Here is a 22,053-nt window from a genome sequence, read left to right as displayed (position 1 = left end):
GAGGAAGGGTTATGTATCATCTGAGAGTACCTGAAAGCGCAGAAGAACTGGATGCGTACTATCAATTCCGCTGGGAAATGCTGCGTAAACCTCTGCGCCAGCCGTTAGGCTCCGAGCGTGATGCCTATGATGCCTTGGCACATCACCAAACCGTGGTGGATGAGCAGGGAAGGCTGGTCGCAATTGGCCGTCTTTCCATCAATGCGGATAATGAAGCGGCCATCCGTTTCCTGGCGGTTCATCCCGACGTGCGGGGGAAAGGGTTAGGCACGTTGCTTGCGATTACTCTGGAGTCCGTGGCGCGTCAGGAAGGCGTCAAGCGCGTGGTCTGTAGCGCCCGTGAAGACGCAATGGATTTCTTCTCCAAGCTGGGTTTTGTTAACCAGGGCGAAATCACTGCACCACAAACGACGCCTGTGCGGCACTTTCTGATGATTAAACCGGTGGCGACGCTGGATGATATTTTGCACCGCCCTGACTGGTGCGGACAGCTACAACAGGCCTGGTACGAGCACATCCCTCTGAGTGAAAAGATGGGAGTGCGGATAAGCCAGTACACCGGGAAAAAATTTATCACCACCATGCCTGAAACGGGCAACCAGAACCCGCATCACACGCTTTTTGCCGGCAGCATGTTTTCTCTCGCGACGCTCACCGGTTGGGGACTGATCTGGCTGCTGCTGCGTGAGCGGCACCTCGGCGGAACAATTATTCTGGCGGATGCGCACATTCGTTACAGCACACCGGTGAGTGGCCGACCGAGCGCAGTTGCTGATTTAGGGTCGCTGAGTGGCGATCTTGATCGTCTGGCGCGTGGGCGTAAGGCACGCGTGCAGCTAAATGTCGAGCTCTTCGGTGATGACAGTAAAGGGGCGCTATTTGAAGGGGTATATATCGTGCTGCCTGCTCAACCGGATGCGCCACTGGAAGCAGGCGGGTCGGAGGTGGATTAACTCGCAGTGACCATATTATGATGGCCTTCCTATCGGAACATCACGCTGCATGTTAGCCTGCAGCATTTCGCCATAATAATACACGTGATTCTGACTGTGTGATGTTGCTGACAAAGTCCGTAGAGCGGGAGTAACGGATAGATCGTAAAGACGCTGCAAGTACGTCCATGTAAGCTCGGCTTGCGCCATCCCTGGCGCAAACGCTTTACTCTTCTATTCCGTTACTCCCGTTTCCATTTGGTAAATAGATTTGCCAACGGCCTGGCCCCGTGTATTGAAAGCGCAATCATTCTTGCGCTTCTGTCACGGTTCCCTGATGCATTTGCTGTCTGATTGGGCGATCGTTGCTATCCACACCCTGCAGCGTACCGTTTAGCGTTGGCTTCAGCGGCGTATCGGCGGCAAGCCGCCCATTCAACTGTAATTGCAGATTCGTGTTGCCTGTCGGTGCGGTTGCGGGTTCTGGCCATCCCCAGCGCGTCAGAACATCCAGCGGTACAGCGCGCCCTGTCAGAGACAGGGAGAAATTGCGTGCTGGTTGCTGGCTGATAGTCGCTTTGGCGTCCAGCATGCCATTTTGCGTAAATGCGCTAAGTTCGTTAATGGCGATCTGGTTATCGTCAGCCACCAGTGCCAGTGAAGGACGACGCACATCGACTTTATTGAACGTCGCGTCGCTGGCATTAAGATTCAGCGATCCTGCCCATATTCCCCACTGGTGGTTGCGAGCCAGCAACAGATTACTGCCGTAGCTATCCAGCGCGGTCAGTTGGAAGGGGAAATCAGGGTTGATATCAATCAGCAGGTTGCGATTCGCCGTGAATTTTTGCACATTCACTTCTGCCAGCCAGGATGGCAATGTTGCTTGCCAGCGCTGACGCCAGTCGCCGGGGAGCGTGTATTCCATTCCTGCGACAACAAACTCATTCAGCTGTAAACGGTGGTTACTACGCTGCCAGTTGCCGTTGGTTCGCAGCAGACCCCCTTCCCAGCGCGTAGAAAACTGCTTGATGTTAACGCCCATCGGTGACAAATCCAGATTCACGATAGGGTCGATAAGGTGCATGTTGCCGTTCACAATGTCGGTTGCATTGAACGACAGCGTTCCCCCTTCGCTCTGCCAGTCATTCTGCTTAAATGTGACATTTTGCAGGGCAACATCCAGGTCAATAAACGCCCATCCCGGCCCTTCAATACGGGCATCAATCAGATCAAAACGGTCAACGGTAACAGAAGGCAGTTCGGTCACGGGTTGCCAGAAGGCCTCCGGCGTTCTCTGTGTTTGCAAACGGACATTGCTGAGTCGGAGGTTACCGATCTGCCAACTGCCGTCTTCCGCGCGGCTGGCGTTGCCCGTTAGCTGCCCTTGAGCAATATCTGCACCAAAATTGCTCAAAATCAGCTGGTTATGGTTGATTTCACCCTGAACCAAGACCTGGCTGGCGGGAATATCGTTAAGTTCGAGTGAACGGGCGCTGAGCTGGAACTGCCCCTGCTTGCCCAGTAGATAGCCCGCCTCGGGTTGCCACGGCGTCATCCCGCCGTTGATCTGCTGGCCATTCAGGCACCAGTCACCGTCTTTTGCCTGCAGTGCCATCGTGCGCAGTTGGAGTACATCGGCTTCGATAGGAAGTGTGGCTGACTGTGAGGAAAGATTCAGCGTACCGCCTTCTAATTCCAGACTGGCAAAATGGCGTGGTTCGGTAAGTTGACGCACGCTAAACCCGGCTGAAACCTGCCTGGCGGTGAGCGTCGGCGGCTGGTTTTTCTGACCAAAACTGACATCGGTGAGTTGGATATGATCGGCTGTTGACCAATCATGATTGATTTTTCCCAGTGACAACTGGTAGTCGGTGTTCTGGTTTACCCAATTACTCACCCAGCCTGCCGCCCAACTGGTTTGCAGCAATACGTATACGACCACGAGCGCTAAAAAGGCCAGCAGCAGTAGGGTCAGCAATAATTTCCCGATAAATTTCATCGTGTCAGTCCATGCCAATCGTCAGGGAGAACTGTTCTTATGCCGCAATTTCCCTGAAGGCTCAATAGGTAATGCTGTTACAGACAGTAAAAAGCGAGCGGTGTTGCATCACCGCTCGCTTTTACATGAACTGAACAGAAATTATTGCGGGTTGGCGCTATTTTTCTTCGTGAGGGAAAACCAAATTCAGCACGATTGCGGTAATCCCGCCAGCGGCAATACCGGAAGACAGTAATGTTTTAATCCAATCCGGCGCGAATTGCAGAATCAGCGGCTGCTGAGACACGCCAAGGCCAACGGCCAGCGACAGCGCAATAATCATGATTGCGCGACGGTTCAATGGCTCACGGGACACAATGCGCACACCGGAAGCGGCGATCGTACCAAACATCACGATAGTGGCGCCGCCCAGAACCGGCTCTGGAATATGCTGTACAAATCCACTAACGGCAGGGAACAGCCCCAGTGCGATCAGCATCAGTGAAACCACGAAGCCCACATAGCGGCTGGCAACACCGGTAAGCTGGATAACGCCGTTATTCTGGCCGAAGCAAGAGTTAGGGAAGGTATTGAATACGGCGGAAAGGCAAGAGTTCAGACCGTTTGCCAGCACGCCGCCTTTTAAGCGTTTCATGTACAGCGGGCCTTTGACCGGCTGCTCAGACACATCGGAGGTCGCGGTGATGTCGCCGATGGTTTCTAACGATGTCACCATGAAGACCAGCATCAGTGGGATCAACAGGTTCCAGTCAAAGCCTAAACCGTAATACAGCGGTGTTGGCACCATGATGGCCGTATCGTGTTGCGAAGACGTATTTTCCGGCAGCATTCCCATCATCCAGGCGCCCAGATAGCCCACCGCCATGGCAATCACCAGTGAGGCAACACGCAGATAGGGGTTACGTTGGCGGTTCAGCAGAATGATAGCCAGCAACACCACACCAGCCAGCAGTAAATTCTTGGGTGCGCCGAAGGTGTTATTCCCCATTGCGGCATAGCCGCCGCCGATAGAAGTCAGGCCAACCTGAATCAGCGACAGACCAATGATCATCACCACAATGCCGGAAACCAGCGGGGTGATGATGCGGCGGGTTAAATGCAAAAAACGTGAAAGAATGATTTCGGTGAAGGACGCGACCATCAGTGTACCGAACAGCGCCGCCATCATGGTGGGAACGTCTGCGCCCCCATTTTTCAGCGCCAGTCCACCCATAATCAGTGGTGTCACGAAGTTAAAGCTGGTGCCTTGAATAGACAGCAGACCAGAACCGACGGGTCCCCAGGTTTTAATTTGCAGAATAGAGGCCAGGCCGGAGGCGAAAAGCGACATGCTGATGATGCGCTGCGTATCCTGAGCGGGTAAACCCAATGCCTGACAGATCAGTAGCGCGGGGGTAATCACCGCAACAAACATGGCCAACAGGTGCTGGCTGGCGGCGAACAGCGTTTGCGGCAGCGGCGGCCTGTCTTCAAGACGATAGATGAGTTCACTGCGCTGAGGTGCGGCAGCGGCTTCTGTTTGGGACGTTTCCGTGGTGGTAGTCATGATGTAAGTTGGCGTTCCTGAAACGACAAAGAGCGCATTTTAATGATCTCTTTTCTGAAAGCAAACGTTTGCTAGCTCATCTTTTCGATATGAATTTTGTCTGAATGAGCAAGACCTTATTATTTAAGGGGATATACCCGTCATACTTCAAGCTGCATGTGCGTTGGCCGCGTTCAATCACCCGAATCACTTACTTGAGTAAGCTCATCGGGATTCCTTCGCTTGCCGCCTTCCTGCAACTTGAATTATTTAGTGTATAGTTTTAAAAAATGAAGAAGCGCTGCTGCGATTAGGCGTTGGTGTAGCGTGCGCGCTCGGGTAGCCAGCGTTCGATTAGCGCAATGGCATGCTCGGGATAGTGCTCATGCAGGTGGCGCGCAACGCGCTGTACCTGCGGAATCAGTTCCTGATCGCGCAAGAGATCGGCCACTTTGAACTCGGCATTGCCGGTTTGTCGCGTCCCTAATAATTCGCCTGGCCCACGAATTTCTAGATCGCGCTGAGCGATCACAAAACCATCGTTGCTATCGCGTAGAACCTGAAGCCGTTTTTGTGCGGTTTTGCTCATCGGCGTTTTGTAGAGCAGCACGCAGTGGGATGCCACCGCGCCGCGTCCGACGCGCCCGCGCAACTGGTGCAGTTGCGCCAGGCCCAGGCGCTCCGGGTTTTCAATGATCATCAGGCTGGCATTGGGTACATCCACACCGACCTCGATGACGGTGGTCGCCACCAGCAGTTGCAGTTCGCCCTGTTTGAAGGCCTGCATCACCGCCTGCTTTTCCTGTGCTTTCATGCGGCCGTGAACCAACCCAACCTTGAGATTCGGCAGAGCAGCCTTCAACTCTTCGCTGGTGGCTTCTGCTGCCTGTGCTTCCAGAAGATCGGATTCTTCGATCAGCGTACATACCCAATAGGCCTGCCGCCCTTCCTGCTGACAGGCATTATTCACGCGCCCGATGATGTCGCTGCGGCGTGAATCCGGTATGGCGACTGTGGTGACGGGGGTTCTGCCCGGCGGCAGTTCATCAATGACGGACGTATCCAGATCGGCATAGGCCGTCATCGCCAGCGTGCGGGGAATTGGTGTGGCGGTCATAATCAATTGATGGGGATGAAAGCCCTGTTCTTCGCCTTTTTCCCACAGCGCAAGGCGTTGATGCACGCCAAAGCGGTGCTGTTCATCAATAATGACTAACGCCAGCCCGTTGAATTTCACCTGCTGTTGAAAAATGGCGTGCGTTCCGACCACCATGGAAACCTGACCGCTGGCGATGGCATCCTGCTGCGCCTGACGCGCTTTTCCTTTTTGTTTGCCAGCCAGCCAGCCTACTTCAAGCCCCAGCGGTTCAAACCACTGACGGAAGTTATGAGCGTGCTGTTCGGCCAATAGCTCTGTGGGTGCCATTAGCGCGACCTGTTTGCCATTGGCAATAGCACGTAATGCGGCCAGCGCGGCGACCAGCGTTTTCCCTGAGCCCACATCGCCTTGCACCAGACGCATCATTGGGAAGTCTTTCGCCATATCCACTTCAATCTCCGCCACAACACGATCTTGAGCCTGTGTGGGTTTAAACGGCAGAGCGGCGAGCAGGCGTTGCTTAAGGCCATCTTTCTCCTGTAGCGACGAGGCTTTATGTCGCTGCTCCCCAGCCCGCACGGCGAGCATACTCAGGTTATGCGCCAGCAGTTCTTCCATAATCAGCCGCTGCTGCGCTGGGTGCTTACCGTGTTCCAGCTCGCTGAGCTGCATATCCGGCGGGGGACGATGTAGCGTGCGCAGCGCGTCCGGCAGGCTAATGAGCGATCGGCTCAGGGATTCAGGCAGCAACTCATCGATGGGGTTTGCATCGAGCAATGCCAATGCCTGATCGGTAAGTTTGCGGAGCGTGGCCTGACGAACGCCCTCTGTGGAGGGGTAAACCGGCGTGAGTGATTCCTGTAACTCGACCTGCGTACTATCCCCCTGAACACGATATTCAGGATGGATGATCTCCGCACCGATTTTACCGCGCTTGATTTCGCCATAAGCGGTAACGCGCTGTCCCGGTGCGAGGCTGTTTTTCATCGCGGCGCTGAAATTGAAGAAGCGCATGGTCAGCATGCCGCTGCCGTCGCTGATCTGGCAGGTCAACATGCGACGGCTGCCAAAGGTGATGTCGTTGCGTAGGATTTCACCTTCCACAGTGGCATACATACCGGGAAGGAGGTCACCAATAGGATAAAGATGCGTACGGTCTTCGTAGCGCAGAGGTAAGTGCAGCAGGAGATCCTGCACGGTTTCCAGCCCGAGTCGCGCGAACTTCGCTGCCTGACTTGCACCCACGCCGGTAAGTGTACTCAGCGGTTGGGTGTTAAGCAGGCGGCCTTTCATCAGCACTCCGACGATTGCATCGCGGCCCACCACGGGGTATCCGCGACAATTTGACCCTGATGGTCGATATGAGGGCGAGGCAGCCCTTTACGTTTTGCGACGCGTGCCAGTACCGGATAGCCCCCTTCAAACAGCAGCCGCTGCTGCTCTTCTTCATCCAGCGGGCTGTCTTCGCGCTGATACATGCCTGCTATCTGGCGCTGGCGCTGCGCTTCATACAGGATCAACGCCGAGGCTACGGAGACATTCAGCGATTGCACCATGCCAGTCATCGGAATGATGATATCCCGATCGGCCAGTTTGAGTGCTTCGGCAGTAATACCGGTTTTTTCTTGTCCGAGCAGAATGCAGGTCGGGCGGGTGTAATCAATTTCCCGAAAATCGACCGCGTGCTCAGACAAATTGGTCGCCAGAACCTGCATGCCCTCGGCTTTCAGGTGACCAACCGCATCACCGATATTGCGATGGGTTTTCACCTGCACCCAGCTATTACTGCCCGCAGCCGAGGAAACCAGCGTTTTCATCCGGCTGGTGGGCCAAATCGCATGGACCTGGTGCACGCCGACGGCATCCGCGGTACGGATAACGGCAGAAATGTTATGGGGCTTATGCACCTGCTCCATGCAAATTGTCAGATCGGGCTGACGGCAGTTGAGCATCTCTTTTATGCGTGCATAACGTTGAGGGGTCATGACGATTAATTTCGGTTACGGTTAACTTTGATGACATCCGGCATGACGCGAATTTTACGCATAATATTGGCCAGATGAACGCGATCGAGAGTAGTGAGACGGATAAAGGCGCTGTATACGCGGCCGTCTCTCTCTTCCGTATTGATGCTCTGAATATTGGAGTTAGCGGCGTTGATCGCAGCCGTCAGGTTCGCCAGCGCGCCCTGATGGTTGAACATATCGACTTTGATTTCGGCGATGAACTCTTGTTCCGTCACCTTATCCCATTCTACCGCCATGAATTTTTCAGGTTCTTTCTGATAGCCGCGAATGTTACGACAGGATTCATGGTGAATAACCAACCCTTTACCGGGGCTGACGTGGGCGATGATCGGATCGCCAGGGATAGGGCGGCAGCATTTGGCAAAGGAGATCATGACGCCATCCGCGCCTTTGATCGGCAACTTGCGCAGCCCGGTTGTTCCCAGTTCCGATTGTTCGTTCAGCAGATTTTTCGCCACGACGACGCTCATGGCATTACCCATACCAATTTCCGCCATCAAATCGTCCAGCGTCGCGAGCTTCATGCGCTCAAGCTCAAGCTGAATCGACTTTTCAGGGATGTCAGAAAGTTTACGGCCGTTGCCCAGTGCGTGGTTCAGCAAACGGCGACCGAGGCTCACGGAATCATCACGCTTGAGGTTTTTCAGCATCTGGCGGATTTTGGAGCGCGCTCTGGAGCTGACCACGAAGTTAAGCCATGCGGCATTCGGCCTGGCACCTGGCGCGGTAATGATTTCAACGGTTTGGCCGCTGGTGAGCGACTGTGACAGCGGGTAAGGCTGACGGTCGACGCGCGCGCCGACACAGGCATGGCCGATATCGGTATGTACCGCATAGGCGAAATCGACGGGCGTCGCGCCTGCGGGAAGTTCCACAATGCGGCCTTCCGGCGTGAAGACGTACATCTCGTCAGGGAAGAGGTCTGACTTCACGCTTTCGATAAATTCAAATGAGCTACCGGCACTTTGCTGGAGTTCCAACAGGCTTTGCATCCAGCGTTGGGCGCGTACCTGTGCCGTAGTGCTACTCTCGCCTTCTTTATAGGCCCAGTGCGCGGCAACACCCATTTCCGCCATTTGATCCATGTCGTCAGTGCGAATTTGTACTTCGACCGGTACGCCGTGCGGGCCAATCAGAGACGTGTGCAGTGACTGATAGCCGTTGGCTTTGGGAATGGCGATGTAGTCCTTTACTCGGCCTGGGCGCGGCTTATACAGGCTGTGAACCTGACCGAGCACCCGATAGCAGGTGTCCAACTCTTTCACGATGACCCGGAACGCGTAGATATCCATGATGGAGTGAAAACGCTGTTCTTTCAGGTGCATTTTGCAGTAGATGGAATACAGGTGTTTTTCGCGACCGCTGACGCGGCAGGCAATCCCGGCTTCGGTCAAACGACCTTCGATTTCCGACAGGATTTTTTGAATCATTTCCTTGCGGTTACCGCGTGCGGCCTTGACGACCTCTTTAATGACGCGATAACGGTTCGGATACAGCGCCTCAAAACCCAGTTCTTCCAGCTCGGTTTTGAGGTGATGGATACCCAGCCGATGTGCCAACGGACTGTATATTTCCAGCGTTTCGCGGGCAATGCGGCGGCGCTTGTCCGGGCGCAATGAACCCAGTGTACGCATGTTATGGGTACGGTCTGCGAGTTTGATCAGGATGACGCGAATATCCTGCACCATCGCCATGATCATTTTGCGAAAGTTTTCAGCCTGCGCTTCTTTCTTATCGCGGAACTTCAGTTTGTCCAGCTTGGAAACGCCTTCTACCAGTTCAGCAACACTTTTACCGAAAAGCTGTTCCATGTCCTGATAGGTGGCGGGGGTGTCCTCTATGACATCATGCAGCAGTGCCGCCATCAGCGTTTCGTAATCGAGACGCATCTCCGCCAGAATACAGGCGACGGCAACAGGGTGTGTGATATAGGGTTCACCGCTGGAGCGAGTCTGCCCCTCGTGAGCATCACGTGCAACTAAGTAAGCCTGCTGTAAACGTTTGATCTGATCTTCTGGCAGATAACGTTGAATCAGCAGATTAAGGCTTTCAAAAATGTACAAGGGCGACTCGTGGTGTGATTAACGACGGCCTTCAGCAATCGCGGTAACCGCCTGAATCTCTGCGGCTTCCTGCTCTTGCTGTTCCTGACGGTCACGAACATCCAGAATCTGGTTGTTGATCAGACCTTCTTCGATCTCACGCAGTGCGATCACGGTGTATTTATCGTTTTCTTCAGGAACCAGCGGATCTTTGCCGCCAGTCTGGATTTGACGGGCGCGACGAGCAGCGACCAACACCAGGTCAAAACGGTTACCAATTTTCTCTACAGCGTCTTGAACAGTTACGCGTGCCATAATGTGCTACTCCACAGGAAATAAAATGACTGCGCATCATACTGAAAGAGGCGTCAGTCTGCCAATAGTTTGGTGATTAATGCATCATGCCGAACCTGTTGTCTGCTCAAGCGCAGACGTTCAGCGCGAATAATGGTTTTCAGATCGAGTAACGCCAGATCGAAATCATCATTCACAATCAGGTAATCATACTCGCCGTAGTGCGTCATTTCAGCTACAGCCTGAGACATACGGCGGGCAATGACTTCATCGCTGTCTTGTCCACGGCCACGCAGGCGGCGAGCCAGCTCTTCTTTTGACGGCGGCAGAATGAAAATACTGCGCGCTTTCGGCATCTGGGCACGGATTTGCTTGGCTCCTTGCCAGTCGATATCCAGAAAAACATCAACGCCCGTCGCTAATACCTGCTCAATGGCCGGTCGGGATGTACCGTAGTAATTACCGAAGACTTCAGCGTGTTCCAGAAACTCGTTTTCCTGAATCATACGCTTAAATTCATCGACTTCGACGAAGAAATAGTGTTCGCCGTGATTTTCTCCCGGTCGTTTAGCTCGGGTGGTATGCGAAATCGATACCTGAGTGTCGTAAAGCGGCTGAGTTTTTAATAACGCCTGAATCAGGCTGGATTTCCCGGCTCCACTGGGAGCAGAAACGATATATAACGTGCCTTGAGCCATAATGAAGTTTTATTCATGGTTGCGATGGTGAATGCCGATACGCAGCAGGAGAATGCGTATATCCCCGCATTATACACGTCATTCTTCAAGTTGCATGTGCGTTGGCTTCGCTACTCGGCACACTTGCGTGCGCCTCGCCCCGTTGGGGCCGCTGCAAGCAGCGTTCAAACCTGCTTTTAGCAGGTTTGTCAGTCACCCGAATCACTTACTTGAGTAAGCTCATCGTGATTCCTTACCTTGCCGCCTTCCTGAAACTCGAATTATTTAGTGTATATACACGCCAATATGTCATCAGTCGCGCTGCGATAAATTCTCTGCTGACTGTTTTTTCGTTATGCCATCGGGCAAATCGTTTGCCAACGTGTCTTTTTGAGATTGCGACGCGTGTTCCTGTCTTTTTTACTTGCGCTGCAAACGATAAATCATCTTGCGGTGCGTTTGGCATTTCTCTTTTTTGTGCCTCGTATTTTCCCCTCCATTGCTATGTACTGCGGCCCTTCGCTAATGGAGGGCAGGAGGGATTATGTGGCTCAGGATTCGCGCATTTTTGATCATCATTGTTGTTGGTGGGAGCAGCGGTTTTGCCGCAGCGGCCCAGGTCTGCCCCGATTGGGATAACACGCGATCCAGCAAAGAAATTGATGTGCTACGCCATCAGTTAGAGCGGTGGGATGATGTGTATTACACCGAGGGGAAAAGCCCGATAGAAGATGATGTTTACGATCAACTGCGGGAGCAGCTAAACCAGTGGCTAAGCTGTTTCCAACCCCAAAATAGTGTTCCTGTTCGGTTACCCGATCATGGCAAGCAGCTTCATCCTGTTGCCCATACGGGATTGAAAAAATTGTCTGATCGCGAGCAACTGGTGCAATGGATCGCCCAGCGCGAGGATGTATGGGTTCAGCCAAAAGTTGATGGTGTGGCTGTTACGCTGGTCTATCAGCACGGCAAGCTTGTATCTGTGGTTAGCCGGGGTAACGGCCTGCAAGGTGAAGACTGGACGGAAAAAGTTCGTCTGATTCCGGGAATCCCTCATTTATTGATCGGTGCACCTTCCTCACTGGTATTACAGGGGGAGCTTTTCCTGAAGATGACCGATCATCGGCAGCGTATTCAAGGTGGTGTGAATGCGCGCTCGGTGGTGGCGGGTGAAATGCGTCGTCATCAGCCATCTCCCGTACTGTCGCAGATTGGTCTGTTTGTCTGGGAATGGCCGGATGGCCCAAAAACGATGCCCGAACGTCTGGAGAAGTTGAAGGAAATGGGGTTTGCCATGACGGTGGACTATACCCATGCGATTGGGTCATTCGCCGACGCGGAAAAATGGCGTCATTACTGGTATCACAACCCACTGCCCTTCGTGACGGATGGCGTTGTTATCCGCCAGACTAAAGAGCCGCAGGGGCGCTATTGGCGTAATACTGCGGCCGACTGGGCGATCGCATGGAAATATCCGCCTGTTCATCAGGTTGCGGAAGTGGCTGATGTGGCGTTTTCTGTCGGGCGGACGGGTAAGATCGCCGTGGTGTTAAAACTTAATCCTCTGCAACTGGATGACAAATCGGTTAGTCGGGTGAATGTAGGCTCTCTGTCTCGTTGGAAACAGTGGGATGTGTTGCCCGGTGATCGGGTGAGCGTCAGCCTGGCGGGGCAGGGGATTCCGCGTCTGGATAGTGTGGTATGGCGGGGGACTGAACGGCCAGCCATCGTTTCCCCCAGTGAGCATGATTTCCATGCTTTTAGCTGTTTCCGGTATAGTGTGGTTTGCCAGCAGCAATTTCTGGCGCGCTTAATCTGGTTGAGTGGAGAGCATGGATTAAATCTGGCGGGCATGCGTGACGGGATGTGGCTGCGCCTGATGCAGCATGGTTTACTGGAAGATGTGCTGTCATGGCTATCTCTGACGGAGGCACAGCTTAATGCAGTCAATGGCATGGGCGATAAGCGGGCGCGAGATATCTATCAGCGCTTGCAGTCGACACGACAGATGCCGCTATCTCGCTGGTTACTTGCGCTGGGTATTCCTGTTCCCCGTTCCGCAATTGGTGCATTGGATCAGGTGAGTTGGCTAGCGTTACAGCAATGGACTGCACAACAGTGGCGACAGTTCTCTGGTATTGGGGAGAGACGTGCAGAAGAGATTATGGCGTTCCTCAATCATCCAATTGTTGTAGAGTTAGTCGCACGATTAGATAGCGAAGGCATATACAGATAATCGGTGGTGATTTTTTATAACATGTTGAGATCGCAATTTTTATTGTCTCGTGAATTTATTTACATTAAAAGAACAATTCTTTTCTATGCACTGACTTAATCATAAGTAAATTTACGAATTAAATAGTGTAAGCCTATTTGCTATTTAGGAATATAAAAATTCCTGAGCGTCTGATTGTTTCCGTTGAACTCAGGCTTAGTGATGTTGTCGTATAACTTCAGATAATAAGAAAGATTTGTTGGAGCACTTGTCATAATGAAGTTTGTAGCATCTTTTTCGCAACCCAAGTTATCGTTTATCCTGGCACTCTATATTGGCCTTTTTCTCAATATCTCAGTGTATTATCGTCGATTTGATTATTTTTCAAACTCTACGGGAAATCAGGTTCCAACATTTATTCCCGCTCTTGTAGAATTGACGGCGAGTATCCTATTCACTTTTTTCCTGATGAGGATTATTTCGCTCGGTGGACGTCGTTTTTATCGGATTATCGCGACTCTTTTGGTGTTGATTTCCGTTGCTGCAAGCTATTACATGACATTTTTTAATGTCGTGATTGGTTATGGCATTATTGCGGCGGTTATGACCACAGATATTGACCTTTCTAAAGAAGTTGTTGGTTTGAGTTTTTTCCTGTGGATGCTGGCGGTGAGTGCGCTACCGCTGTTTTTGATCTGGAAGAACTCGCTGCGCCATACGCTGATCGAACAGCTTACATCGCCTGGAAAGCGTTTAATGCCTCTTTTGGTTCTTGTTGCTGTTGTTGCGTTGGTTTGGATGCCGCTTCGCTATATGGACAACATTCAGTCGGTGTCTGAGCGGAAATCTAATGTGGATTTGCCGAGCTATGGCGGCGTAGTGGCACACTCGTATCTTCCTTCTAACTGGTTGTCTGCATTAGGGTTATTTGCCTACACCAAGTATGACGAGAGCCAGGATTCTTCCAATCTTTTCGATCCGGCTCAGCATTTCACCTATGTCCCGCCGAAAGGCATTGATGATACCTATGTGATTTTCATTATCGGTGAAACAACCCGCTGGGACCATATGGGGCTATTAGGCTACGAGCGAGACACGACGCCAAAGCTATCGAAAGAAAAAAATCTGGTCGCATTCCGTGGTCAGTCATGTGATACCTCAACCAAGCTTTCCATGCGCTGTATGTTTGTGCGAGAAGGCGGAACGGAAGACAACCCGCAGCGAACGCTGAAAGAACAGAATATCTTTGCTGTACTGAAAGAGCTGGGCTTTACCTCCGAGTTGTTTGCTATGCAAAGCGAGGTGTGGTTTTACAATAGTATTGAAGCGAATAACTACTCTTTCCGCGAAATGATTGCGTCAGAGAAGCAAAATGACGGTAAATCGGTGGAAGATATGTTGCTGGTTGATGAGGTTAAGGAGTCGCTGGCACGTTATCCCAAAGGTAAACACCTGATTGTGCTGCATACTAAAGGTTCTCACTATCTGTATTCCATGCGATACCCTCGCAGCTATGCGCGCTATCAGCCAGAGTGTATGGGGGTTGATGCTTCCTGTACGCGTGAGCAGTTGATTAATGCCTTCGATAATAGCGTGCTGTATACCGATAGCTTTATTGATAGCGTGATTGATCAGGTTCGGGATAAGAAAGCGATTATATTTTATTCTGCCGATCACGGGGAATCGATTGATGATAATTATCATTTGCACGGCACACCGCGTGAAATGGCGCCGCCGGAACAGTTCCGTTCACCGATGATGGTATGGACCTCGGATAAATTCTTGGCTGACACTGATAATCTGTATGCGTTTGAGCAGTTGAAAGCGCAACAGCGCGTTGGCAAAACACATCGCCATGAAGAACTGTTTGACACAGTTCTCGGTTGTCTGGGATACACGTCGCCTGACGGCGGTATTAACCCTAAAAATAACTGGTGTCAGAAACCTGCTATACCCTAAATAATTCGAGTTTCAGGACAAAATGCTAGCGTTTTGAACAGCGCTTGCGCTGACTCCGAAGGGGAGAGGCCATAAGGCCGAATAACGCGGCAAGCGGGGGAATCCCGATGAGCTTACTCAGGTAAGTGATTCGGGTGACTGACAAACCTGCTAAAAGCAGGTTTGAACGCTGCTTGCAGCGGCCCCAACGGGGCGAGGCGCACGCAAGTGTGCCGAGTAGCGTAGCCAACGCACATGCAACTTGAAGTATGACGGGTATAATTGACATGAATCACGGACAAGGACGTCGGTTTCAGGCTGTCAATACACGGGATGGACACTTTAACGGCAGCCGAAATCCTTTTGCTAAAAAGGTATTGACGCTTCAATGGGGTAGCAGTAAGATGCGCCCGCATTCGGCGAGTAGCGCAGCTTGGTAGCGCAACTGGTTTGGGACCAGTGGGTCGGAGGTTCGAATCCTCTCTCGCCGACCACTTTCTTCTTCTGTAAATCATTCTCCATTCCTTTTTGAATATCGTCTATTCACACTACTCATTTATGAAGTTTTTCGCTTATAAAATCGTCATTTTTTAAAATGAGTCCCTCATAAAAACAGAGTTTTATTTCGGTGTTTTCTGGCGTCTTTTATTGTCATTGTTTAAAAATAATACTGACTTTACCTCGCCGTATTTAAATGTAAGTTTATGTGCGGTCAACATTTGAGATATTCAAATTACGCCAGTAGCAAACTGGGCCATTAATATTGGCGTCGGTTATCGTTTCTGATTTATACCCGTCACACTCAAAGCTGCTTGTGCGTTGGCAATAATCGGCTCATTTCTGAGCCTCGCCCTAGCGGGCCAACGCTTTGTGTTGTTCAAAACGATAACGTTTTGTCACGTAACTCGAATTATTTAGGGTATATATGACATAGAAAATCGGTGGATAAATTTCTGCCGGTTAGTCGTTCTTCTTCCCTTCTTCATTTTTATTCATAAAACTTTCTATCGATTTATTGCCATTGTAGTGAAGCCAGACGAGAAACGATTCATTGTCCATCGGCTTAGCGTAAAGGAACCCCTGAATATATTTGACGCCGCGCTGCTGTAAATACATGAGCTGCTGCTCGGTTTCTACGCCCTCTGCTACGGATTGAAGGTTGATGCGATGACTCAAGTTAATAATGGCATCAAGAATGGGTGCTTCTTCATCCGGTGATGAAATTGTGCTAACGAATCCCTGATCTATTTTCAGACAATCCAGTGGGAAGTTTTGCAGATAAGAGAGTGAACAGTGCCCGGTGCCAAAGTCATCAATAGCAATCATAAAGCCATCTTCACGCAACTGATGCAGGCGCTGTATGATTTCAGGGCCGTTGCTGATGAGATTGCGTTCTGTCAGTTCCAGCGTAATGCTTAATGAATGCGAGGCAACTTTCTCGGCGAAGCTGTGTACGTCTGAGACAAAACTGGGGTGGTGCAAGTGCTCGGCTGAAACGTTGAGTCCCAGATGAAACCCCGGTTTGACCTGCCAACTGGCAATATCTGACGCGACCAGGTCAAATAAATGCCGGGTGATGGGAATGATCATACTTTCTGCTTCGGCAGCAGAGATAAATACATCGGGTCTGATCCACTTCCCATTGCTGCGTCGCCAGCGCAGTAGTGTCTCAACGCCGGTGCAGGTTCGCGATTCTGCATCATAGATGGGCTGGTAATAGACGGAAAATTCACCGTTAGCGATGCCCTTACGGATTTCGTCGCGGAATAATAATTTACGTTTTTGCCAGTACCACATCGCCGTAGTGAATAGCAGAGAGAGAATGATCGCCAGTGGCAGAAACGTGAAGAATGCCTGCTTCCAGCTCGCTATTTCTTGAGAAGCTGGGGCGGTGATATTGAGGGCAAGGGGGAAGCGACTCGACTTGATTTCAAGCGCAGAGGTAGAAAATAGGCCAGTGCGTGGTGTAATTACCGGGCCAGTTTGAATCGGGTGGCCGTTATCCATTTGCAGGCTAAGTTGGTAACCGCGAATTTTGCTAATCGCAATCATGAGGTCGATCAGATATTGCGCATCGACCATGGCGTAAGCGCCATAACCCGTAATGGGCATCTGCACGAAGATCAGCGCCGGACGTTCTCTCACGTTCTCGGAGCCTGAAATCGAGAGGCTCCAGCGTTCAGAATGGTTCACTGGTAGCGACTGTTGAATGACGTGGCTTATTGGCATCAGCGTGTTGCCAAATGTTGAAGAGCAATAGACGTCGGTATTATGGATAACGCCGATAGCACGAAAGTAAGAAAAGACCGAACCAAGACGTTGCAGTTCGTCGCCGATAACGTCGCAGGGCTGACCATGAAAGCGCTGGAGGCGGTCCACCATATTCCATGCCTGTGTCGAAATATTCTCGGCATGATTCATCGCGATTTGCGCGGTGGATTCCAGATCACGCTTTACCATTAATCTGGATTCAACAAACGTGAACAGCAATCCAAGCAGCAGCGGCAGCATGCCTGCGATCAGTAGCTGCAACAGATTGATGTTATGTTTGCTACGTCTGGGACTCATCCACATCTCCTTTCTGGCAGCCAAGGCCTATGTAGAGGCGTCCTTTTCTCCGTGAGTTAAAGGAGAGCGCTGAATAGAGGTTATTATAGTGCTTATTTGCAGAAAGGCAGCGCTTGCGCGCACGCCCATGCTGAACTCCATGCCCATTGGAAGTTATAGCCGCCGAGCCAGCCGGTCACATCGACCACTTCACCGATGAAATACAGCCCTGGAACCGCATTGGCCTCCATCGTTTTGGAGGACAGCGAGCGGGTGTCAACGCCGCCGATGGTCACTTCGGCCGTGCGGTAGCCTTCTGTACCGTTTGGCTGTACGCGCCACTGTTGCAGGCTCTGTTCCATCTGCATTTGCTGTGTGCTGTTGAGCTGCTTCAACGTGACGTCCGGCAGTTGCCCTAACGCTTGCAGGCATTCAACCAGTCGTTTAGGCAGCCACTGTGCCAGCGTGTTTTTCAAACTTTGGTTTGGGTGCGCGGTACGCTCGTCATTAATGAGCTGGGTGAGGTCGCGATCGGGCAGCAGATTGATGGTGACGAATTCACCCGCCTGCCAGTAGCTGGAGATCTGCAAAATAGCCGGGCCAGAGAGCCCGCGGTGCGTAAACAGAATGTTTTCACGGAACGCCACGCCGTTTTCCGCGGTGACGATGGTTGGCACGGAGACGCCGGAGAGCGTTTGCAGTTGTTCGAGCAGCGGCTTGTGCAGCGTGAAGGGCACCAGTGCAGCGCGAGTGGGGAGTACGTTGATACCGAACTGTGCGGCGAGCTGGTAACCGAACGGCGTCGCGCCCAGACCGGGCATAGACAAGCCGCCGCTGGCAACGACCAGCGATGCGCTCTGGAATGATGTGCCGTTGTTTAGCTGGATGGTGAACAGATCGTCTGATTTCTCTACCGAGGTGACTTCACTGCGCAGACGGAGAGTGACGTTAGCCCGTTCACACTCTGTTACCAGCATGTCCACGATTTGCTGTGCGGTATCATCGCAGAATAGCTGACCGAGCGTTTTCTCGTGGTAAGCGATGTGGTGGCTGTTGACCAGGCTGATGAAATCCCATTGGGTATAACGCGCCAGTGCCGATTTGCAAAAGTGAGGATTGTGAGACAGATACGCCGCGGGTTCTGCATACATATTGGTAAAGTTGCAGCGACCGCCGCCGGACATCAATATTTTCCTGCCAGCCTTTTTGCCATTATCGAGCAGTAGCACACGCAGTCCGCGTTGTCCCGCTTGTGCCGCACAAAACATGCCTGCTGCACCAGCACCGATGATGACAGCGTCAAACTGTTCCACAATGCATTTCTCCGATGAGTGAATAGATTTTCTTGGATGGCCGCAAGCATAAGCCACGGGGCGGCAAATTGTAGTGTTGGTTTTTGTTCGATACCAGCGTAACAATTTGCGTATTTTAGTAATAATATATAATTATTTGATTTTTATTGATTAAGTGATTTCCCCTCCGATCCCCATTACAGATTAAGTCAAAAAAAAGTCATATTTTGCTTTTCCCGACCCCTGCTTGTCGCCGATAATGCGCCGCGTTCATGACCACTAAATGGCCTAACGTTTATGCTACATTTATTTGCCGGACTGGATTACTACACCGGCCTGATGTTGATATTGGCTTTGTTGTTTGTACTTATGTATGAAGCCATTAACGGTTTTCACGATACTGCGAATGCCGTTGCCACTGTTATTTATACCCGCGCTATGCGCGCAGAGTTTGCCGTTGTTATGGCGGGTATCTTTAATTTCTTCGGTGTATTGCTGGGCGGCCTGAGCGTAGCCTATGCGATTGTTCACCTTCTCCCCACGGATTTACTGCTGAACGTGAGTTCGGCGCACGGCTTGGCAATGGTGTTTTCCATGCTGCTGGCCGCCATTATCTGGAACCTGGGTACCTGGTATTTCGGTATTCCTGCCTCCAGTTCTCACACGCTGATCGGCTCCATTATTGGTATTGGTTTGACTAACGCGCTGCTGACGAATACCTCCGTCGTGGATGCGTTGAACGTGCCAAAAATGATCAGCATTTTCCTGTCGCTGTTGCTATCGCCGATTGTGGGGATGGTGGTTGCGGGCCTGATGCTGCTGGTGCTGCGTCGGTTCTGGAACAACAGTAAAAAGCGTAAACGTGTGCACCTGACGCCTGTCGATCGCGAAAAGCAGGACGGCAAACGTAAGCCGCCATTCTGGACGCGTACCGCGCTGATTTTATCGGCGATTGGGGTGAGCTTCTCTCACGGGGCAAACGACGGTCAGAAAGGTATCGGCTTGATTATGCTGGTGCTGATTGGCGTTGCGCCAGCCGGGTTCATTGTCAACATGAACGCGTCTGGCTATGACATCAGCCGTACCCGCGATGCCGTTGTCAATTTGCAGGAATATTACAAGCAGCACGGCGATGCGTTGACGCACGTTATCGACCTGTCTCCGCCTGTGATTCCTGCGCCGGAAAACACGATTCCCGGCAACGGTCAGAAAGCGTTTCACTGCGACAGTTCACGCGTAATGATTGCGATTGAACGTACACAGGGCCTGCTAAATAACCTGAAAAGTTACGACCAGTTAAACCCTGACGATCGTAGCCGTGTGCGTCGTCTGCTGATGTGTATCTCAGACACGATGGATCGGGTGATCAAGCTGCCAGAAACATCGGGTGAAGATAAACGCTATCTGAGCAACCTGCGTAAAGACATGCTGCAGACGGTTGAGTATGCGCCTCTCTGGATTATCGTCGCTGTCGCCTTGGCGCTGTCTCTGGGCACGATGGTGGGCTGGAAACGCGTGGCTGTGACCATCGGTGAGAAGATTGGTAAGAAAGGCATGACCTACGCACAGGGCGTTTCAGCGCAGGTGACGGCAGCTCTGTCGATTGGTGTTGCCAGCTACACCGGTATGCCGGTTTCCACCACGCACGTATTGTCCTCGGCGGTTGCCGGGACGATGATTGCTGACGGTGGTGGCGTACAGGGCAAAACGATAAGAAGTATTCTGCTGGCCTGGGTGTTGACGCTGCCAATCTCAATGTTGATGTCCGGTACGCTGTACTGGCTGGCATTGAAGCTGATTTAACCGTCATAAAAAAAGGCGATTCTGTGGGGAATCGCCTTTTTACTTTTTATCGACGTTCATGGCGTTAATACCGATGGATAGTGTTAATACCGATAATAGTGTTAATACCGATAATAGTGTTAATACTCGTGATGGTGTCAGTCCCAACGTTTAATACCAGATCGTCATGGCAACCAGACTGATAACGATAAGGCCACACAGGGCGGTCGTAAGCAGAAACTGTCCCCGCACCCGCTCGCAACGGCGAATAAACTCAGGGTCGTGATGATCAAGATAGCGTTGCGCGTAGATATAGCGTACCAGCCGGATTTGTTTACTTGGCTGGCCGTGCGATGTAAAGAAGCCACCCCCGTCAACGTATTGGTAAAGCAGCGGGTCACAGTCACGCAAAATCAGCAGTAACACGCGTAATGAAGAGTAGTACCTCGCCATATTGATGATGCAGACGATACATAAAGCCCAGAAAAGCGCAAATGTACTAATCATGCTTCCCTCCCGGTCGTTCTATTCGTCAGATTCGATGGTCATACATTCCCGTTGTCCACCTGTCACCGATGACAAGCGTTACTATTTACCCGCGACGCTTATCTACGACGTTTATCTGTGACATTTTTCTACGAATAGTTATGCCACGCGCTTGCGCACGATTTTATTGTCATTTTGGCTAGCCAACGGCATCACGGCTAGCCCCATTCTTGTTTTCCATCCCAGGGTGCAGCGGACAGGCTCACCGCTCCCTATTTCTAGTGTAGAAGAAGAATGTTCGTTTGTGCCAGAGAGGCAGGCGCAATCAGCATGAAGGACGATTTTCGACGAGATAATGCCCTTTCTGAAAGGAGAAGCTACGCGATCTCACTGTGAAAAGGAGCGGTTTCTACTACACTTATCAATAGAATTAACAGGTTTGAAAACGGGTTGTGATCGACTGAACAGTCCGATAGCGCGGATGGGTGCTATCCTATAATCCGCTGTTAAGTATCAGATTGGCAGGGGAAATATCTGCTAACCCTTAATTAGTCTTTACGGAAGGAGTCTTATTATGGCTTACAAACACATCCTTATTGCTGTTGACCTTTCTCCAGAAAGCAAAGTGTTAGTGGAAAAAGCCGTTTCAATGGCGAGACCGTACAATGCGAAAGTTTCGTTAATCCACGTTGATGTGAACTACTCCGATCTCTACACGGGGCTTATCGACGTCAATCTGGGCGACATGCAACAGCGTATCTCCGAAGAAACCCAGAACGCGTTAACCGAGCTGTCACAGAACGCGGGCTACCCCATCAGTGAGACGCTGAGCGGCAGCGGCGATTTAGGACAAGTGCTGGTTGATGCGATTAAGAAATACGACGCCGATCTGGTGCTGTGCGGCCACCATCAGGACTTCTGGAGCAAACTGATGTCTTCGGCGCGCCAGCTAATTAATACCGTGCATGTCGATATGCTCATCGTGCCGCTGCGTGATGATGAAGACGAATAAAAATTAGCTTTTTTTGCATTTTTTTTCAGTGATGAAAGGCACGGCTTCCAGGCTGTGCCTTTTGTTATATAACAAAAACTTATGGAAAATTTTCCTTCCTGAATCGTCGAAAAACCCTTCCTATCTCGTTGGATTTTAACGTTTATCTGAAAAGAAAACGCTTGCTTAAATATCCATCGCCAG

Annotated in this window: 15 protein-coding genes and 1 tRNA gene; 6 read left to right on the top strand and 10 right to left on the bottom strand. The window is 51.4% G+C overall.

All coding sequences use genetic code 11. The features are described 5' to 3' along the window. The first annotated feature begins 11 nt into the window (after nucleotides 1–11). On the top strand, nucleotides 12–953 hold the full coding sequence (gene fabY / locus O1Q74_RS19795; protein ID WP_263058377.1) for a fatty acid biosynthesis protein FabY: 942 nt from the start codon (nucleotides 12–14) through the stop codon (nucleotides 951–953). Nucleotides 954–1,239: 286 nt separating this feature from the next. Here fabY and O1Q74_RS19790 read toward each other — a convergent pair whose 3' ends face one another. The 7 genes from O1Q74_RS19790 to gmk form a co-directional block, all read right to left on the bottom strand. Continuing rightward, on the bottom strand, nucleotides 1,240–2,934 hold the full coding sequence (locus O1Q74_RS19790; protein ID WP_271875202.1) for an AsmA family protein: 1,695 nt from the start codon (nucleotides 2,932–2,934) through the stop codon (nucleotides 1,240–1,242). A gap of 157 nt (nucleotides 2,935–3,091) precedes the next feature. Then, the gene (locus tag O1Q74_RS19785; RefSeq protein ID WP_271875201.1) at nucleotides 3,092–4,480 is read right to left on the bottom strand and encodes a nucleobase:cation symporter-2 family protein; all 1,389 of its coding nucleotides are present in this window, start codon (nucleotides 4,478–4,480) and stop codon (nucleotides 3,092–3,094) included. Between the two features lie 289 nt (nucleotides 4,481–4,769). Further along, nucleotides 4,770–6,851, bottom strand: a complete 2,082-nt coding sequence (gene recG / locus O1Q74_RS19780) for an ATP-dependent DNA helicase RecG (protein WP_271875199.1) — start codon at nucleotides 6,849–6,851, stop codon at nucleotides 4,770–4,772. Next, nucleotides 6,851–7,543 (bottom strand): tRNA (guanosine(18)-2'-O)-methyltransferase TrmH, encoded by a 693-nt coding sequence (gene trmH, locus O1Q74_RS19775; RefSeq protein ID WP_225086302.1) that lies wholly within the window; start codon nucleotides 7,541–7,543, stop codon nucleotides 6,851–6,853. Before trmH ends, recG begins: the two co-directional genes overlap by 1 nt. Before the next feature lie 5 nt (nucleotides 7,544–7,548). Further along, complete coding sequence (spoT, locus tag O1Q74_RS19770) at nucleotides 7,549–9,648, bottom strand: bifunctional GTP diphosphokinase/guanosine-3',5'-bis pyrophosphate 3'-pyrophosphohydrolase (protein ID WP_137741149.1); 2,100 nt, start codon at nucleotides 9,646–9,648, stop codon at nucleotides 7,549–7,551. A gap of 18 nt (nucleotides 9,649–9,666) precedes the next feature. Further along, the gene (gene rpoZ, locus O1Q74_RS19765; protein WP_005968230.1) at nucleotides 9,667–9,942 is read right to left on the bottom strand and encodes a DNA-directed RNA polymerase subunit omega; all 276 of its coding nucleotides are present in this window, start codon (nucleotides 9,940–9,942) and stop codon (nucleotides 9,667–9,669) included. Between the two features lie 53 nt (nucleotides 9,943–9,995). After that, nucleotides 9,996–10,619 (bottom strand): guanylate kinase, encoded by a 624-nt coding sequence (gmk, locus tag O1Q74_RS19760; protein WP_271875188.1) that lies wholly within the window; start codon nucleotides 10,617–10,619, stop codon nucleotides 9,996–9,998. 523 nt (nucleotides 10,620–11,142) lie between these two features. On the opposite strand from gmk, the gene ligB reads away from it, so the two are divergent. The 3 genes from ligB (at nucleotide 11,143) to O1Q74_RS19745 (ending at nucleotide 15,245) form a co-directional block, all read left to right on the top strand. Continuing rightward, nucleotides 11,143–12,834, top strand: a complete 1,692-nt coding sequence (ligB, locus tag O1Q74_RS19755) for an NAD-dependent DNA ligase LigB (RefSeq protein WP_271875186.1) — start codon at nucleotides 11,143–11,145, stop codon at nucleotides 12,832–12,834. 255 nt (nucleotides 12,835–13,089) lie between these two features. After that, complete coding sequence (gene eptB, locus O1Q74_RS19750; RefSeq protein ID WP_271875185.1) at nucleotides 13,090–14,772, top strand: kdo(2)-lipid A phosphoethanolamine 7''-transferase; 1,683 nt, start codon at nucleotides 13,090–13,092, stop codon at nucleotides 14,770–14,772. Nucleotides 14,773–15,168: 396 nt separating this feature from the next. Further along, nucleotides 15,169–15,245: transfer RNA gene (locus tag O1Q74_RS19745), tRNA-Pro, on the top strand. Between the two features lie 466 nt (nucleotides 15,246–15,711). Here the strand turns inward: O1Q74_RS19745 and O1Q74_RS19740 are convergent. Next, nucleotides 15,712–17,319, bottom strand: a complete 1,608-nt coding sequence (locus O1Q74_RS19740) for an EAL domain-containing protein (RefSeq protein ID WP_271875183.1) — start codon at nucleotides 17,317–17,319, stop codon at nucleotides 15,712–15,714. Nucleotides 17,320–17,411: 92 nt separating this feature from the next. After that, on the bottom strand, nucleotides 17,412–18,611 hold the full coding sequence (locus tag O1Q74_RS19735; protein WP_271875182.1) for an NAD(P)/FAD-dependent oxidoreductase: 1,200 nt from the start codon (nucleotides 18,609–18,611) through the stop codon (nucleotides 17,412–17,414). Between the two features lie 276 nt (nucleotides 18,612–18,887). Between O1Q74_RS19735 and pitA the strand changes: the two genes are divergently transcribed. Continuing rightward, nucleotides 18,888–20,393 carry an inorganic phosphate transporter PitA gene (gene pitA, locus O1Q74_RS19730; RefSeq protein ID WP_271875180.1) on the top strand — a complete coding sequence of 502 codons (1,506 nt, stop codon included), beginning with the start codon at nucleotides 18,888–18,890 and terminating at the stop codon, nucleotides 20,391–20,393. A 150-nt stretch (nucleotides 20,394–20,543) separates the two neighbouring features. Here the strand turns inward: pitA and uspB are convergent, their stop codons facing one another. After that, on the bottom strand, nucleotides 20,544–20,879 hold the full coding sequence (uspB, locus tag O1Q74_RS19725; protein ID WP_271875178.1) for a universal stress protein UspB: 336 nt from the start codon (nucleotides 20,877–20,879) through the stop codon (nucleotides 20,544–20,546). 553 nt (nucleotides 20,880–21,432) lie between these two features. On the opposite strand from uspB, the gene uspA reads away from it, so the two are divergent. Continuing rightward, on the top strand, nucleotides 21,433–21,870 hold the full coding sequence (uspA, locus tag O1Q74_RS19720; protein ID WP_015842285.1) for a universal stress protein UspA: 438 nt from the start codon (nucleotides 21,433–21,435) through the stop codon (nucleotides 21,868–21,870). The last annotated feature ends 183 nt before the right edge of the window (nucleotides 21,871–22,053 follow it).

The sequence above is a fragment of the Pectobacterium sp. A5351 genome (assembly GCF_028335745.1).
GTDB lineage: Bacteria > Pseudomonadota > Gammaproteobacteria > Enterobacterales > Enterobacteriaceae > Pectobacterium.
This window is presented reverse-complemented; position numbering and strand designations above follow the sequence as displayed.

What these genes read in the sequence shown, in the direction of transcription:
- fabY (WP_263058377.1), top strand. Translation starts at nt 12, where the DNA reads ATGTATCATCTGAGAGTACCTGAAAGCGCAGAAGAACTGGATGCGTAC.
- O1Q74_RS19790 (WP_271875202.1), bottom strand. Translation starts at nt 2,934, where the DNA reads ATGAAATTTATCGGGAAATTATTGCTGACCCTACTGCTGCTGGCCTTT.
- O1Q74_RS19785 (WP_271875201.1), bottom strand. Translation starts at nt 4,480, where the DNA reads ATGACTACCACCACGGAAACGTCCCAAACAGAAGCCGCTGCCGCACCT.
- recG (WP_271875199.1), bottom strand. Translation starts at nt 6,851, where the DNA reads ATGAAAGGCCGCCTGCTTAACACCCAACCGCTGAGTACACTTACCGGC.
- trmH (WP_225086302.1), bottom strand. Translation starts at nt 7,543, where the DNA reads ATGACCCCTCAACGTTATGCACGCATAAAAGAGATGCTCAACTGCCGT.
- rpoZ (WP_005968230.1), bottom strand. Translation starts at nt 9,942, where the DNA reads ATGGCACGCGTAACTGTTCAAGACGCTGTAGAGAAAATTGGTAACCGT.
- gmk (WP_271875188.1), bottom strand. Translation starts at nt 10,619, where the DNA reads ATGGCTCAAGGCACGTTATATATCGTTTCTGCTCCCAGTGGAGCCGGG.
- ligB (WP_271875186.1), top strand. Translation starts at nt 11,143, where the DNA reads ATGTGGCTCAGGATTCGCGCATTTTTGATCATCATTGTTGTTGGTGGG.
- eptB (WP_271875185.1), top strand. Translation starts at nt 13,090, where the DNA reads ATGAAGTTTGTAGCATCTTTTTCGCAACCCAAGTTATCGTTTATCCTG.
- O1Q74_RS19740 (WP_271875183.1), bottom strand. Translation starts at nt 17,319, where the DNA reads ATGAGTCCCAGACGTAGCAAACATAACATCAATCTGTTGCAGCTACTG.
- pitA (WP_271875180.1), top strand. Translation starts at nt 18,888, where the DNA reads ATGCTACATTTATTTGCCGGACTGGATTACTACACCGGCCTGATGTTG.
- uspB (WP_271875178.1), bottom strand. Translation starts at nt 20,879, where the DNA reads ATGATTAGTACATTTGCGCTTTTCTGGGCTTTATGTATCGTCTGCATC.
- uspA (WP_015842285.1), top strand. Translation starts at nt 21,433, where the DNA reads ATGGCTTACAAACACATCCTTATTGCTGTTGACCTTTCTCCAGAAAGC.